The following is a 14,138-nucleotide window of genomic DNA, read 5'->3' on the forward strand; positions in this document are numbered from 1 at the left end:
CCCGCGCGATCGTGTCGCGCGGGCCCAGGACGGAACCTCTTTGGCTTAGAACTTGACGCCGGCGGCTATGCCGTAGCGGCGCGGTTCCAGCGTGAAGGCGTTCGTGAACAGGCCCGACGACTGGTCGGTCACGTATAGGCCGGTGATGGCGTTGTTCTTCGTCAGGTTCTGGACGAAGGCGCGGACGAAGTAGCGATCGTCCGGCCCGTTCAGCTGGATCTGGGCATTGACGACTTCATAGCCCTGGATGCGGCTGATCCGCTGGTTGAAAATGCTGCCGTAATAGCCGCCAGTATAGTTCAGATCGATGCGCGGAACGAGGTTCCAGCCATTGTTGAAGTCGATCGTGTACTGCATGCCCGCGGAAAACTTGAAGTGCGGCGACTGGGGCAGGTTGTTGCCCCGGATGTTCACCGGCACGCCGCTGGGGAAATACTGGAACGAGCCCGCCGTCGCCGGATTGCCTGTCACCTGCAGGTTGATGAACTGCTGTGCGGTCAGGCCGCCCAAGGCCGGGTTCGGCGCCCCGAAGGCCGGATTGGCGGCGGCGATGTTCCCGGCGGCTGCCGCTTGCAGGATGCTGCACACGCTAAACGCACCGGTGGTGTTGGTGCCGGGGATCGGCGTGGTCGGGCGCAGCGCCAGCAGCGCGTTGGTCGTGCTGACCAGCGCGTTGGACTGGAGCGCGTTGCCGCTTGCCGAACCGACCGCGCAATTGGCGGCGTTGGTCAGATCCTTGATGATGACGGCGTCGGAACGCCCGCCGGACGGATCCTGCGGGTTGCCGAGCAGCTTGTCGTTCGAGACCTTGGTCTTCAGGAAGCTGGCCGTCAGGTTGATCAGCAGGTTGCGCGTCGGGCGAAGAATACCCTCGGCCTCCAGGCCCAGGATGTTCGCGTTGACGTTGTCGTTAACCGAGGTTCGGGCGACGATCCGGCTGAGCTGCAGGCTCTTATACTGGTAGTAGAAAGCCGTCAGATTGAACCGGAAGGTGCCGTCGAGGAACGTGTTCTTCGAGCCGATCTCGAACGCGTTCACGGTTTCGGGTCCGAAGGTGGTCGGCACCGCGAAGACCGGGGACAAAGGCGGATTGATGCCGCCCGATTTATAGCCCCGCGCGTAGGAGAAATAGAGCAGGTTGCGGTCGGTGATCTGCCAATCGAGCACGGCGCGGCCGGTCACGCGGCCGAAACTGACCTTGCTCCGCGCGAACTCCTGGTTGCCGGGCTGCGTGGCGTCGAAGTCCAGCGAACCGTAATTGAGCGCCTGCGTAAGGTTGGTCGCGTTGAACGGCACCAGCACGCCGGTCCCGTTGGAGTCGTTGAACAGGGTCGTCCGCGCCGTGTAGTTCTTCTGGTCGTGGTTGTAGCGCGCGCCGACCGTCAGCTTCAGATTGTCGGAGATCTGCGCATAGGCCTCGCCGAAGATCCCGTAGGACTTCAGGTGATAGAAGCGGGAGTCGTTGTCGTAGAACGGCGTGCCGCGATAGACGTTCGGGATGGTGCCGCCGGCAGCGCGCGTGCCGATCGCGCTCGCCGCGCCGAGCAGGCCGGCCGCATAGTCGAGCGAGAACGAGTTCACGAAATAGTCGTTGTCGCGGACCTTATAGTCCAGATAGCCGGCGCCCAGCAGGAAGTTGAACGGCCCGTCGAACTTGGAGGTGAAGATGCCCTCCGCGAACCACTGCTTGCCGTAGGCGGTCGACCGGTCGAAATCGAGGCTGGTATTGGCGCAGACGGACTTGCCGCCATAGACGCCGACGCCCTGCTGGTCGGCCAGCGACTGGCAGAAGGGACCGCCCGGACCGCTCGGGATCAGCGCGTTCTTCATGTTCGTGAACGGATTGACGCCGCCCGGGAAGGCAGCGCCCGGCGCTGCGGCCAGCGCGTTCAGCGCGACCAGGCCCGGATTGTTCGCGAGCGAGCGTTCCACGCCGACGTTATAGTCGACAGTCGAATCCGTGCTGCCCTCGGTATAACCGCCATCCAGCTTGAGGTTGAAGCTGCCCAGATTTTGGTTGAGGTTGACGAGAACCTGTTTTTCCTGGGTCTTGAAGTGCGGCAGCGAGTCGATGTTGACCGTGCGCAGATTGGCCGGGTTGGTGAAGTTCGAATAGACGTCGCCGTCGGTGTTGTAGACGCTGCCGAGCGCGAGCGGCCGGAAGGTCGGGGCGAGCGCGCCGAGCGCGATGTTGATGAACTCGGTGGAGGTCAGGATTGCGGCGAGGGTGGAGTCGCCGTTCAGCTGCTCGAAGCCGAGACGGTCGGGCAAGCAGCCCAGCACGCCGGTCGGGTCCCGATGGCACAGCTGTTTCTGGATGCGCGAGCGGTCGTCGTTCTCATGGAAATAATGGCCCACGATGTCGAGCGTCGTGTCGGCAGTCGGTTCCCAACGGATCGAGCCGCGAATGTCATACTGGTCGCGGCCGTCGATGCGCTTGCCGTTGAACAGGTTGCGCGTGAACCCGTCGCGTTTCAGATAATAGCCGGCCGCGCGAACGCCCAGCGTCTCGGTCAGAGGCACGTTGACCATGCCTTTCACGCGGATGCTGTTGTAATTGCCGTACTCGGCTTCGCCCGCGGCGTGGATGCCGGTCAGGTCCGGCTTGGCGGTGATGAAGTTGATCACGCCGCCGGTCGCGTTGCGGCCGAACAGCGTGCCCTGCGGGCCGCGCAGCACCTCGATGCGCTCCACGTCGAAGAACTCGTTCTGGAAGATCGGCGAACCGATCACCGGCACGTCGTTCACGTGCACCGCGGTCGCCGCGTCGCAGGTGACGCCGACGCAAAGGTCGCCGATGCCGCGAATGTTGAACGAGGAGGACGAGGTGAAGTTGCTCTTCGTGTAGGTGATATTCGGCAGCGAGAGCTGAAGGTCGCTGGTCGAATTGATCTGCTGTTGCCGAAGATTGTCGGCGCTGAAGGCGGAGACGGCGATCGGCACCGTCTGCAACGTCTCGGACTGGCGCTGGGCGGTGACGACGATGTCGCCGATGCCCTGATCGGTGTCCGCGGCGGCGGCCGCCGTATCCTGAGCAAAGGCTGGCGTCGCCGCCAACAGAACCAGCGCCGTCGCGCCGAGCAGATCGACTCTCCGCATGAAGTGCATCCTCCCCATGTTCGCGCGGGAATTTCCCGCAGGACGCCTTGTGGCGCCTCTGGATGAAGATCATGCGTAAACTTACGAAAGCGTCAACCTAAGATAAGGGCAAGAATGGCGGTTTTTGGCGGAAGCGTGGCGCAAGTGCCGCACTCCCGACCCTTGCCGTAGCGTCATTTGCACCAAAAAAATCGCCGCCTATATCGTCTTAGACAAGCGAAAGGGACAGGCCGCCCATGGGCGATCATCTGGAAGACGGCGATCTGGTCGAAACTCCGGGCAAGATTCCGGTGCCGCGCGAAGTTGCCGAGGCGGTGAAGACGCTGATCGCCTGGGCCGGCGACGATCCCACCCGCGAGGGGCTGGCCGACACGCCCCTGCGCGTCGCTCGCGCCTGGAAGGAATATTGCCAGGGCTATGAAGACGACCCGTCGGTCCATCTTAGCCGCACGTTCGAGGAAGTCGGCGGCTATGACGAGATCGTGATCCTGCGCGACATTCCGTTCCAGTCGCATTGCGAGCACCACATGGCGCCGATCATCGGCAAGGCGCACATCGCCTATCTGCCGAAGAACCGCGTCGTCGGCATCTCCAAGCTCGCTCGCGTGCTGCACGGCTTTGCGCGCCGGCTGCAGGTGCAGGAACGGCTGACCGCCGAAGTGGCGGACTGCATCTGGGACAATCTCCAGCCGGTCGGCGTCGCGGTGGTGATCGAGGCAAGCCATAGCTGCATGACCGCCCGCGGCGTCCGCACGCCCGGGGTGACGATGACCACCAGCCGCATGATGGGCGTGTTCCGCGACGACGATCGCAGCAGGAAGGAAGTGCTGGCGCTGATGGGGTGCTGATCTTTGACCCTCTCCCCACCGGGGAGAGGGTGGGCGACCCCGGCCCCGAGCCGGGGGAGACCGGGAGAGGGGCAGAATCGGCACGCAGGGTGTCAGCCCCTCTCCCTGGCCGCTGCGCGGCCGTCCCTCTCCCCAGTGGGGAGAGGGTTGATCGGACAAATCGCCACTTTCGTCGTCCTCGCCGTCATTTTTCGCGCCTGTGTCGCACTTCACAGGCGGGTTCCCGCGAATCGTTTATCTCAGGTTCATGCTTAGAAGCCTGATCCCACTCGCCGCTTCGCTCACCGCGCTCTTCTCGACGCTGTATCTCTACACCGTCTGAAGATACCCGGGGGGACGCGCCCGCCCTGTCTCCGCTCCCCATCGAGACGGGCGCGGGCGCGAAAGAAGAAGGGCCCCGCTCCCTGTCGGAGCGAGGCCCTTCTTTGTTTTTGCCGCTCCATCACCGTCATGCCGGACCTTGATCCGGCATCCCGCTTCTTCTTCCTGAAAAGGTAGCGGGACCCCGGCTCAAGGCCGGGGTGACGATGAGAGTTATAGCTTAGGCTTCCGCCGTCTCGCCTTCGGTCGCCGGCGCTGCGGTGGCCGCGGCGATGTCGCCCGGCTCCGCGTTCGGGTCGAAGGCTTCGGTGAAGCCGGCTTCGTCCTTTTCGAACATCTCGGCCATCACGTCGACGCCCTGCGCCTGCAGCTCGGCCTCTTCCGGCGAGCGGGCGACGTTGACGGTGATATTGACCGAGACTTCGGGGTGAAGCGCGATCTTGACCGTGTTCACGCCGATCGCCTTGATCGGCTTGTCGAGCACCACCTGGTTCTTCAGAACCTTGATGTTCTCGGCAGCCAAGGCCTCGACGATGTCGCGCACCGCGACCGAGCCGTAGAGCTGGCCGGTGTTCGATGCCTGGCGGATCAGGGTGATCGACTTGCCGTCGATGCCCTTCGAATCCTTTTCGGCGGTCGAGCGGCGGGCAGCGTTGTCCGCCTCGATCTGCGCGCGGTTCGCTTCGAAGACCTTGCGATTCGACTCGTTGGCGCGCAGCGCCTTCTTGCGCGGCAGGAGGTAGTTGCGTGCGAAGCCCGGCTTGACGGAGACCACGTCCCCGATGCCGCCCAGCTTTTCGACGCGTTCAAGCAGAATGACGTCCATGAGGGCGGTTCCTTACTTCACGATATAGGGCAGGAGGCCAAGGTGCCGCGCGCGCTTGATCGCCTGGGCGAGCTCGCGCTGCTTCTTGGCCGAAACCGCGGTGATGCGGCTGGGGACGATCTTGCCGCGCTCGGACACGAAGCCCTGGAGCAGACGGACGTCCTTGTAATCAATCCGGGGAGCGTCCTTCGCGGAGAAGGGGCAGCTCTTGCGGCGGCGGAAAAAGGGGCGTGCCATGTCTTAAAGTCCCATCTCTTCGCGGTCGTCACGGCGGGGGCGGCGCTCGCCGCGGTCTCCGCGGTCGCCACGCTCACCGCGTTCGCCACGGTCGCGGTCGCTCTTGCGCATCATCACCGACGGGCCGCCTTCATGCGCGTCGACACGGACGGTCATGTAGCGGATCACGTCTTCGTTGATCGACGTCTGGCGCTCCAGCTCGGCGACGGCGCCGGCGGGCGCATCGATGTCGAGCATCACGTAATGCGCCTTGCGGTTCTTCGCGATGCGGTAGGCGAGGTTGCGAAGACCCCAGGTCTCGGTCTTCACGACCTTGCCCTGATTGTCTTCGATGATCTTGGTGGCGGCTTCCGCCAGTGCGTCCACTTGCGCCTGCGCCAGATCCTGGCGCGCAAGGAACACATGCTCGTAAAGAGCCATGTCAGTCCTTCAATGTTGGCCGATCGCTGACGCCGCCCCGTGCGGACGCCCCTCCGGCTGTCGTCTCAAAGCAAGCGGGGCGGGAAGACAGGCTTCCCACCCCGACGTGACGGCCAATGCACGAAATCAGGCTCGAACGCAAGGCCGGTGGGGAGTGGGGCCAGGGCCGTCACGTCCCTCGCGAGTCGGTATAGCATTCCCGCGCCGGTGGCAGAAGAAGGAAACAAGGCGGCGGGCGCGATTTGGCGCGCATGCGAAGCGGCCTGGCGTGACTCGACCTCTCATCATGGGAGGGCTAGGTCAGGCCCATGAGCACCGCGCCTCGCTTCGTCATCGATGCCGATCCCGACGACCATCTGTCGCTGCCGGGCTGGCTGTATCACGATTCCGAATTCTTCGAGGCGGAAGTCGCGCGGTTTCTGCGCGCGGCGCCGCAGGTGGTGTGCCATGTCAACGAGCTGGCGCGGCCGGGCGAATGGCGCAGCTTCGACTATCTGGGCGAAAGCGTGATCGTGGTGCGCGGCGACGATGGCGAAGTGCGCGCCTTCTCGAACGTCTGCCGGCATCGGGGCTCGCGGCTGACCGACGGCACCGGCGGCTGCGCGAAGAAATTGGTCTGCCCCTATCACGCCTGGACCTACGATCTCGACGGGCGGCTGACCGGCGTGCCGATGAAGTCGGAATATCCGGGGCTGGACCAGTCGAAGCTGGGCCTCGTGCCGATCGCGATGGAGATCTGGCGCGGCTTCGTGTTCGTGAAGCTGGAGCCGGGCGCGCCCTCGGTCGCCGAGATGATGGCGCCGTACGAGCACGAGATTGCACCCTACCGTTTCGAGGAGATGCAGGCGATCGGACGGGTGACGCTTCGCCCGCGCGCGCTAAACTGGAAGACGATCGCGGACAATTATTCGGACGGGCTGCATATTCCGGTCGGCCATCCCGGGCTGACGCGGCTGTTTGGGCGGAGCTACGCGATCGAGGCGCGGGAGCATGTCGACCGCATGTCCGGCGAGCTGATCGAGCGGGAGTCCGCCAATCCGAGCGAACGGGCGTACCAGAAGCTCCTGCCGCGGGTGCCGCACCTGCCCGACGCGCAGCAGCGGCTGTGGCTGTATTACAAGCTGTGGCCGAACGTGGCGTTCGACATCTATCCCGACCAGATCGACTTCATGCAGTTCCTGCCGACCTCCGCGACGACAACGGTGATCCGCGAGATCAGCTACGCGTTGCCCGACGACCGGCGCGAGATGCGGGCGGCGCGGTATCTCAACTGGCGGATCAACCGGCAGGTCAATGCCGAGGATACCAAGCTGATCGCGCGCGTTCAGGCGGGCATGACGTCACCCAGCTATGTTGCAGGGCCGCTCGGCGAGAGCGAGGTCTGCCTGCGCAGCTTCGCGCGGAAGCTGAGGCGGCTGATCCCCGAGGCGCGGCTGCCCCGCGCGCCTGCGCCGGGCTGGAGCCGGCGGCCGGCCGTCCAGCCCGTTTGAAAGTCGCGGTCCTTCTCAATCGTGCCGGCGGCACGCTGCAGCGCCGGCCGGAGCTGATCGAAGAGACCGAAGCGGCGTTCCGCGCGGCGGGGGTCAATGCGAGTGTCGAGGCGTTGGAGCCCGATGCGCTCCGCGACCGCGCCGAGGCTCTGGCGAAGCGCGGTGGCATAGACGCCTTGGTCGTCGGCGGCGGCGACGGAACGGTGGGATCGGTCGCGGCGCTGCTGGCCGGGAGCGACTTGCCAATGGGCATATTGCCGTTCGGGACGCTCAACCATTTCGCGAAGGACGCCGGGCTTCCGGCGGAGCTGGACGAGGCCGTGAAGGTGATCGCGGCGGGGCATGCCCGCGCCGTCGATCTCGCCGAGGTGAACGGCCGCGTGTTCGTCAACAACAGCTCCGTCGGGCTCTATCCGCTGATGGTGCGCGACCGGGAGCGGCAGCAGGAATATCTCGGCCGCGGCAAATGGCCAGCCATGGCGCGCGCGGCCGGCCGGGCACTGTGGCGCTTGTCGAAGTGGCGGCTGCGGATTTCGGTCGAGGGCGAGACCGAGCATATCGAGACGCCCATCCTGTTCGTGGGCAACAATCGCTACGAGACGGGCTTGTTCGGGCTTGGCAAGCGAGCCGCGCTCGATGAAGGCAAGCTCTATCTGTATGCGATCAAGGCGCGGTCGCGGCTGAAACTCGCAAAAGCCATGACGCAGGCCTTGCTCGGCCGTTTGGATGAGAATGATTTCGTCGTCCTCTCGGGCAGCTCGGCGCAGGTGGATAGTCGCAAAGACGGCCTCCATGTCGCCGCCGACGGCGAGGCCTTCGTTGCCGAGACGCCGCTTCGCTACCGGATCCGGCCCGGCGCGCTGAAGCTGATCGTGCCGCTTGCATCCGACGCCCCGGCTTCCTAACCCGCGCCCTTTCCTTTTCAAAGGGTCGAACGATGCGCGCATTCATCTTTCCGGGGCAGGGCAGCCAGGCGGTCGGCATGGGCAAGGCGCTGGCCGACGCGAGCGGCGCCGCGCGTGAGGTGTTCCAGGAAGTCGACGATGCCCTCGGCCAGAGCCTGTTCCGGCTGATGTGCGACGGGCCGGGCGATGAGCTGACGCTCACCGAAAATGCCCAGCCGGCGATCATGGCGAACGCGATCGCAACGCTCCGCGTGCTGGAGCGCGAAGGTGGCGTGCGGCTGGCCGACAAGGCCGAGTTCGTGGCGGGCCATTCGCTCGGCGAATACACCGCCCTGTGCGCCGCCGAGGCGCTGGACCTGTCGACGACCGCGAAACTGCTGAAGCTCCGCGGCCAGGCCATGCAGGCGGCAGTGCCGGTCGGCCAGGGCGCGATGGCCGCGATCCTGAAGCTGGAGTTCGACCAGGTCGCCGAGATCGCTGGCCACGCGGCGCAAGGTGACGTTTGCACCGTCGCCAACGACAATGCGCCGGGGCAGGTCGTGATCTCCGGCCACAAGGCCGCAATCGAGCGCGCGTCCGAGCACGTCAAAGCGGCCGGCGGTCGCGCAATGCCGCTGCCGGTTTCCGCGCCGTTCCACTGCCCGCTGATGCAACCCGCCGCCGACGCGATGGCCGAAGCGCTCGGCAAGGCCGATCTCCGTGCGCCGCTGGTGCCGGTCTACGCGAATGTCACCGCCGCGCCGGTTGCCGATCCGGCCGAGATCAAGCGGCTGCTCGTCGAGCAGGTCACCGGCACCGTCCGCTGGCGCGAAAGCGTGCTCGCGATGCAGGCGGCGGGTGTGCACCATCTCGTCGAGTTCGGCGGCAAGGTGCTCGCCCCCATGATCAAACGCATCGCGCCCGATGCCGAAGCGGTGAGTGTTGCAAGTATGGAAGAGATCGAGGCTGTGTCGAAGACTTTGTAGGTTCGCGCAGAGACGCGGAGACGCAGAGATGCCGAGCGGGCTGTCAGATATTGATCAGGTTAGCGGGGACGTTGTCGATGCAGCCTTCCGGCTGCATCAGCAGCTTGGGCCAGGCTTGCTCGAGAGCGTTTATGAGACGGTGTTGGCCGCTTGGCTTGTGCGACGTGGCTATTCTGTCGAGCGGCAGCGGTCGATCGACATAGAATTCGACGGCATGCGCTTCGATGGCGCGTTCAGGGTCGACTTGCTGGTTGACGGCCGTTTGCTGGTCGAAATCAAGTCGGTCGAGCGACTTAATGCCGCTCACGCGAAACAGCTCCTCACCTACCTGCGCCTCACAAGGCAACCCGTAGGGCTGCTGATCAACTTTGGCGGAGCGATGCTCAAAGACAATATCCGAAGGCTGGTGAATGAGCACGGCCTCTCTGCGTCTCCGCGACTCTGCGCGAACCCAATACAGGAGTAAGGACATGTTCGATCTTTCGGGAATGAATGCTCTCGTGACCGGTGCGTCGGGCGGGATCGGTTCGGCGATCGTTGAGGCGCTGGCGGGGCAGGGCGCTCGGGTGGCGCTTTCGGGAACGCGGGAGGATGCGTTGAAAGGGGTCGCCGGGCGCATCGGCGGCGATCCGGTGATCCTGCCGTGCAACCTGTCGGATGGCGCTGCCGTGGACGGCCTGGTGCCGCGGGCGGTCGAGGCGCTGGGGGGCAAACTCGACATCCTGGTCAACAATGCCGGCGTGACTCGCGACAACCTCATCATGCGGATGAAGGATGAGGAGTGGGAGCAGGTAATCCGGGTGAACCTGGAGGCCGCATTCCGCCTCTGCCGCGCGGCGGCCAAGCCGATGATGAAGGCGCGGTTCGGGCGCATCGTGTCGATCACATCGGTGGTCGGCGCGACCGGCAATCCGGGTCAGGCGAATTATGCGGCATCGAAGGGCGCGTTGACGGCCATGTCGAAAGCGCTGGGTCAGGAACTGGCGAGCCGCAACATCACGGTGAATTGCGTCGCGCCGGGCTTCATTACCTCGCCGATGACCGACGCGCTGCCTGATGCGCAAAAGGAAGCGCTGACGGGCCGCATCCCGGCCGGCCGCCTTGGCGAAGGCGCGGACGTGGGCGCGGCCGTGGCCTATCTCGCGAGCAAGGAAGCGAGCTACGTCACTGGCCAGACGCTGCATGTGAACGGCGGCATGGCGATGATCTGACCGATTGCCCGATCGCCGCTTCGGGTGCAGACTGCGCCCGGGCTGATCTGCGGGGGCAGGCGGGCGATGGGCATCGGAAAGGCATGGGTGGTCGCGGGGCTCGCGATGTTGAGCCCGGCTGCTCTTTTTGCAGCGGATCGCGCAATTCCAGCGCTGGAGCAGGCCGCCGGTTCGGGCGATGCCGAAGCCGCTTACCAACTGGGAAGAGCCTACAAGCTTGGCGACGGCGTGCCCGCTGATGCTAAGCAGGCGGAGCGCTGGTTCTCCAAGGCGCTGCAGCTGGGCCATGCCAAGGCCGGCGCGGAATTGGGACTGGTGCTGGCCCAGAGCGGCCGGCCGGTGGACGCGCTGCCCTTGCTGCGCAAGGCTGCCGAGCAGGGCGACCCGCGTGCGCAATATGCGCTCGGCACTTTCTATTTCAGCGGCACGGCGGTGCCGGCGGACACAGAGCAGGCGAAATTCTGGGTGCGTCGCGCCGCCGCGGCCGGACTGCCGGCTGCGGCTGAGGCGTTGGCGATCATGGACAAGCCATCGTCCGCCACGGAAGAGCCGGTCCGGATCGTCTCTGTCCCGCCGCAAAAAGCGCAAGAACCGGTTCGCAAGATGGCGCTCGCCGAGACGAAGCTCGCACCTGTCAGGCGTGCGGTGATGGCACCGCCTGTGGGCGACGCCTGGCTTGTCCAGCTCGGTGCGTTCGCGCAGCAGGGCAATGCCCGCCGTTACTGGCAGAGCGTGCAGATGAGGATGCCGGGAGAGGTCCGGCCCGCGTTCGTCGACAATGGCGGTGTGACCAAGCTGCGCCTCGGGCCGTTCGCGACCAAGGCGGAAGCGGCGCGCTTCTGCGCGCTCCAGCGTCAGGAAGGACGCGCTTGCTTCGAAGTCAGGTGACGGGACCGCATAGGCCGTTGGCCAGGAATATCCTCTGACGCCCAAACGTCAGGTGGGGACCATGTGGATCGGGCCAGGGCCCGGCCAGGGACAGCCCCCTAGGATCCGAAATCGGCTCAGGGATAATGCTGAGGCTCGCACCAAGCAGTACCCGTCGCCTACAATCTAGGCGGCGCGTGCATCGCGTTCAATCCGTCCATTTCGAGCGAAGTCGAGACACGCACTTTCTGCGCCCGGTGCGTCCCTCGACTTCGCTCGGGATGGACGGATCAGGGCAGCTCAGGCGGCGGAGGCGCGGGTCTCAAGATGCTCGGCAAGCGTCTCGACGCGTTCGGCCAATTGTTCGACCGCATCGGCAAGCGCCACGTCGGTGCCTTCGGGAAGCGGCGGAACGTTGCCCTGCCGCAAATCCTGGACTTCGTCCGCCAGCAGAAGAGCGGCGAGCAGCAGCAGCCGGCTTTCATTGGCATTGCCGACGGCAGACCGGGCCTGTTCGGCCTTTTGGTCTACCACCATCGCCAGGCGGCGGAGCTGCGGCTCCTCGCCATCGCGGCACGTCACATCATAGCGGCGGCCGCCGACTTCTATCGTTACTTCGGCCATTGTTCCCCCTTGGCCCCGATGCTGTGACTAGGCGCCGATCAGCCGATCGAGCGAAGCGATCGCCTCTTTCGTGCGGTCGCGAAGCCGCTCGTGCCGCTGCATCAGCCGGGCCAGCTCCGGATCGGGTTTCGCAGCGGCGCGTGCCGATGCCGCCTCGACCCGGGCCAAAGCCCGATCCAGCCGTCTGATCGCAAAGGCCAGTCGCTCATCTGTCACAAAATCTTAACTAGCACGCTTAAGCGCCAGTGCAAACGCTGCTCCCTTTGCCGCGGTTGACCTCCGGCCGCCAAGACAGCAAAGCACCCCCGCCCGGACGCGACTCAGCGTCCGATCCTCAGCACCGGGACCGCGCATGACCGTTCGCCACGACCAGCTTGCCAATGCCATTCGCGCACTGGCGATGGATGCGGTGGAGGCGGCCAACTCCGGCCATCCAGGCATGCCGATGGGCATGGCCGACGTCGCGACGGTGCTGTTCACCAAATATCTGAAGTTCGATCCCGCCGACCCCAAATGGCCGGACCGCGACCGTTTCGTGCTGTCCGCGGGGCACGGATCGATGCTGATCTACGCGCTGCTGTACCTGACCGGCTATGCGCGGCCGACGATCGACGACATCAAGCGCTTTCGCCAGCTCGGGTCCCCTTGCGCGGGGCATCCGGAGAATTTCGAGCTGCCGGGTGTCGAGTGCACGACCGGCCCGTTGGGGCAGGGCTTTGCGATGGCTTCTGGCATGGCCATCGCCGAGCGGCATTTGAACGCGGCCTATGGCGACGACCTCGTCGATCACCGCACCTGGGTGATCGCCGGCGACGGGTGTCTGATGGAAGGCATCAACCACGAAGCGGTCGGCCTAGCGGGGCATCTGCAGCTTGGGCGGATGATCGTGCTGTGGGACGATAACCGCATCACCATCGACGGCGCCACCTCGCTTTCAACGAGCGAGGACATTCCGGCGCGCTATGCGGCTTCGGGCTGGCACGTCACGCGCTGCGACGGGCACGATCCGGCCGACATCGCCCGTGCGTTCGACGAGGCGCTGGCCGATCCGCGTCCGTCGCTGGTCGCGTGCCGGACGATCATCGGCAAGGGCGCGCCCAACAAGCAGGGCACGTCCGCGACCCACGGCGCCGCCCTGGGCGCAGCTGAAGTGGCCGCGGCGCGCGAGGCGCTCGGCTGGACGTCGCCGCCGTTCATGATCCCCGACGACATCGCGAGCGAGTGGAAGCGCTATGGCGCGCGCGGCGGTGCGGATCGCAAGGCCTGGACCGATCGGCTGGCGTCCAGCGCACGCAAGGTGGAGTTCGAAGCGCAACAGTCGGGCAAGGTCTCGTCCGACTGGCTGAAGCCCTATGTCGACGGCCTACTCGCCAGCCCGCAGAAGGTCGCGACCCGCAAGGCGAGCGAGATGGCGCTGGAGGCGATCAACGCCGCCGTCCCCTCGACCATCGGCGGCTCGGCCGACCTGACGGGTTCGAACAACACCAAAACAAAGGCGCAGAAGCCTTTGACTGCGGACGATTATTCCGGCCGCTACGTCTATTACGGTATCCGCGAATTCGGCATGGCCGCCGCGATGAACGGCATGGCGCTGCATGGCGGCGTGGTGCCTTATGGCGGCACCTTCCTCGTCTTCTCCGATTATTGCCGCAACGCGATCCGGATGTCCGCACTGCAAGGCGCGCGCGTCGTCTATGTGATGACGCACGATTCGATCGGGCTGGGCGAGGATGGCCCGACCCACCAGCCGGTCGAGCATCTGACGTCGCTGCGGCTGATCCCGAACCTCGACGTGTTCCGGCCGTGCGACACGATCGAAACCGCGGAATGCTGGGCGCTGGCGCTGGAGAATGCGGATCGGCCGGCCGTGCTCGCGCTCTCGCGCCAGAACCTGCCGCAGCTTCGCGACGAGGCCGCGGAGAACCGCTCGGCCAAGGGCGCCTATCGGCTCCGCGCCGCGACCGCGCCGCGCAAGGTGGTGCTGATCGCCACTGGCTCGGAAGTCGAGGTCGCCGCCGGCGTCCGCGACCTGTTGGAAGCACAAGGCATAGGGGCCGACCTGGTCTCGATGCCGAGCTGGGAGCGTTTCGACGCGCAGCCGGCCGCCTACCGCGCCGATGTGCTGCCGGCGGACGCGCTCAAGGTCTCGATCGAGGCGGGCACCACACTCGGCTGGGAACGCTATACCGGGCCCGACGGCCTCAACATCGGCCTCGACCGGTTCGGCGCCTCCGCGCCTGCCCCCGATCTCTACAAGCATTTCGAGATCACCCCCGACGCGATCGCGCCCAAGATCCTTGCGGCGCTGAAGAACTAAGGAGCAAA

14 protein-coding genes are annotated in these 14,138 nt (G+C 65.6%); 8 read left to right on the forward strand and 6 right to left on the reverse strand.

Annotated features, from left to right (window positions below; genetic code table 11):
* Positions 1 to 45: 45 nt before the first annotated feature.
* Positions 46 to 3,099, reverse strand: a complete 3,054-nt coding sequence (locus ACFSCW_RS07905) for a TonB-dependent receptor (protein WP_380888303.1) — start codon at positions 3,097 to 3,099, stop codon at positions 46 to 48.
* 236 nt (positions 3,100 to 3,335) lie between these two features.
* Here ACFSCW_RS07905 and folE point away from each other — a divergent pair, with 236 nt between their 5' ends.
* Positions 3,336 to 3,947, forward strand: coding sequence for a GTP cyclohydrolase I FolE (folE, locus tag ACFSCW_RS07910; protein WP_380888304.1), 612 nt, complete (start codon positions 3,336 to 3,338; stop codon positions 3,945 to 3,947).
* 541 nt (positions 3,948 to 4,488) lie between these two features.
* Here the strand turns inward: folE and rplI are convergent.
* Genes rplI through rpsF form a run of 3 tightly spaced genes read right to left on the reverse strand, consistent with a single transcriptional unit; the run spans position 4,489 to position 5,751 of the window.
* Positions 4,489 to 5,094, reverse strand: coding sequence for a 50S ribosomal protein L9 (rplI, locus tag ACFSCW_RS07915; protein ID WP_380888305.1), 606 nt, complete (start codon positions 5,092 to 5,094; stop codon positions 4,489 to 4,491).
* 12 nt (positions 5,095 to 5,106) lie between these two features.
* Positions 5,107 to 5,331 (reverse strand): 30S ribosomal protein S18, encoded by a 225-nt coding sequence (gene rpsR, locus ACFSCW_RS07920; RefSeq protein WP_046347832.1) that lies wholly within the window; start codon positions 5,329 to 5,331, stop codon positions 5,107 to 5,109.
* A gap of 3 nt (positions 5,332 to 5,334) precedes the next feature.
* Positions 5,335 to 5,751: a 30S ribosomal protein S6 gene (gene rpsF, locus ACFSCW_RS07925; protein ID WP_380888306.1), complete on the reverse strand. Its 417-nt coding sequence runs from the start codon at positions 5,749 to 5,751 to the stop codon at positions 5,335 to 5,337.
* A gap of 308 nt (positions 5,752 to 6,059) precedes the next feature.
* Here rpsF and ACFSCW_RS07930 point away from each other — a divergent pair, with 308 nt between their 5' ends.
* Genes ACFSCW_RS07930 through ACFSCW_RS07955 form a run of 6 tightly spaced genes read left to right on the forward strand, consistent with a single transcriptional unit; the run spans position 6,060 to position 11,210 of the window.
* Complete coding sequence (locus ACFSCW_RS07930; RefSeq protein WP_380888307.1) at positions 6,060 to 7,241, forward strand: aromatic ring-hydroxylating oxygenase subunit alpha; 1,182 nt, start codon at positions 6,060 to 6,062, stop codon at positions 7,239 to 7,241.
* Entirely contained in the window at positions 7,238 to 8,146 is a 909-nt protein-coding gene (locus ACFSCW_RS07935; protein WP_380888308.1) for a diacylglycerol/lipid kinase family protein, read from the forward strand. The genes ACFSCW_RS07930 and ACFSCW_RS07935 overlap by 4 nt, the downstream gene beginning before the upstream one ends.
* A 32-nt stretch (positions 8,147 to 8,178) precedes the next feature.
* Positions 8,179 to 9,111, forward strand: a complete 933-nt coding sequence (gene fabD, locus ACFSCW_RS07940; RefSeq protein WP_380888309.1) for an ACP S-malonyltransferase — start codon at positions 8,179 to 8,181, stop codon at positions 9,109 to 9,111.
* A gap of 28 nt (positions 9,112 to 9,139) precedes the next feature.
* On the forward strand, positions 9,140 to 9,577 hold the full coding sequence (locus tag ACFSCW_RS07945) for a GxxExxY protein (RefSeq protein WP_380888310.1): 438 nt from the start codon (positions 9,140 to 9,142) through the stop codon (positions 9,575 to 9,577).
* 4 nt (positions 9,578 to 9,581) lie between these two features.
* Entirely contained in the window at positions 9,582 to 10,322 is a 741-nt protein-coding gene (gene fabG / locus ACFSCW_RS07950; protein WP_380888311.1) for a 3-oxoacyl-[acyl-carrier-protein] reductase, read from the forward strand.
* A gap of 24 nt (positions 10,323 to 10,346) precedes the next feature.
* Positions 10,347 to 11,210, forward strand: a complete 864-nt coding sequence (locus ACFSCW_RS07955; RefSeq protein ID WP_380888312.1) for an SPOR domain-containing protein — start codon at positions 10,347 to 10,349, stop codon at positions 11,208 to 11,210.
* A gap of 279 nt (positions 11,211 to 11,489) precedes the next feature.
* Here ACFSCW_RS07955 and ACFSCW_RS07960 read toward each other — a convergent pair whose 3' ends face one another.
* Together ACFSCW_RS07960 and ACFSCW_RS07965 are read right to left on the reverse strand one after the other, a co-directional pair.
* Positions 11,490 to 11,813, reverse strand: coding sequence for a cell division protein ZapA (locus ACFSCW_RS07960; RefSeq protein ID WP_380888313.1), 324 nt, complete (start codon positions 11,811 to 11,813; stop codon positions 11,490 to 11,492).
* Between the two features lie 27 nt (positions 11,814 to 11,840).
* The gene (locus ACFSCW_RS07965) at positions 11,841 to 12,029 is read right to left on the reverse strand and encodes a hypothetical protein (RefSeq protein WP_380888314.1); all 189 of its coding nucleotides are present in this window, start codon (positions 12,027 to 12,029) and stop codon (positions 11,841 to 11,843) included.
* 136 nt (positions 12,030 to 12,165) lie between these two features.
* On the opposite strand from ACFSCW_RS07965, the gene tkt reads away from it, so the two are divergent.
* Positions 12,166 to 14,130, forward strand: coding sequence for a transketolase (gene tkt / locus ACFSCW_RS07970; RefSeq protein ID WP_380888315.1), 1,965 nt, complete (start codon positions 12,166 to 12,168; stop codon positions 14,128 to 14,130).
* Positions 14,131 to 14,138 lie beyond the last annotated feature (8 nt).

Origin of the sequence: Sphingomonas tabacisoli (genome assembly GCF_042678385.1) — a bacterium.
Classification (GTDB): domain Bacteria; phylum Pseudomonadota; class Alphaproteobacteria; order Sphingomonadales; family Sphingomonadaceae; genus Sphingomonas_B; species Sphingomonas_B tabacisoli.

Excerpts from the sequence above, each read along its gene's own strand:
- ACFSCW_RS07905 (WP_380888303.1), bottom strand. The coding sequence starts at position 3,099 with ATGCGGAGAGTCGATCTGCTCGGCGCGACGGCGCTGGTTCTGTTGGCG.
- folE (WP_380888304.1), top strand. The coding sequence starts at position 3,336 with ATGGGCGATCATCTGGAAGACGGCGATCTGGTCGAAACTCCGGGCAAG.
- rplI (WP_380888305.1), bottom strand. The coding sequence starts at position 5,094 with ATGGACGTCATTCTGCTTGAACGCGTCGAAAAGCTGGGCGGCATCGGG.
- rpsR (WP_046347832.1), bottom strand. The coding sequence starts at position 5,331 with ATGGCACGCCCCTTTTTCCGCCGCCGCAAGAGCTGCCCCTTCTCCGCG.
- rpsF (WP_380888306.1), bottom strand. The coding sequence starts at position 5,751 with ATGGCTCTTTACGAGCATGTGTTCCTTGCGCGCCAGGATCTGGCGCAG.
- ACFSCW_RS07930 (WP_380888307.1), top strand. The coding sequence starts at position 6,060 with ATGAGCACCGCGCCTCGCTTCGTCATCGATGCCGATCCCGACGACCAT.
- fabD (WP_380888309.1), top strand. The coding sequence starts at position 8,179 with ATGCGCGCATTCATCTTTCCGGGGCAGGGCAGCCAGGCGGTCGGCATG.
- ACFSCW_RS07945 (WP_380888310.1), top strand. The coding sequence starts at position 9,140 with ATGCCGAGCGGGCTGTCAGATATTGATCAGGTTAGCGGGGACGTTGTC.
- fabG (WP_380888311.1), top strand. The coding sequence starts at position 9,582 with ATGTTCGATCTTTCGGGAATGAATGCTCTCGTGACCGGTGCGTCGGGC.
- ACFSCW_RS07960 (WP_380888313.1), bottom strand. The coding sequence starts at position 11,813 with ATGGCCGAAGTAACGATAGAAGTCGGCGGCCGCCGCTATGATGTGACG.
- tkt (WP_380888315.1), top strand. The coding sequence starts at position 12,166 with ATGACCGTTCGCCACGACCAGCTTGCCAATGCCATTCGCGCACTGGCG.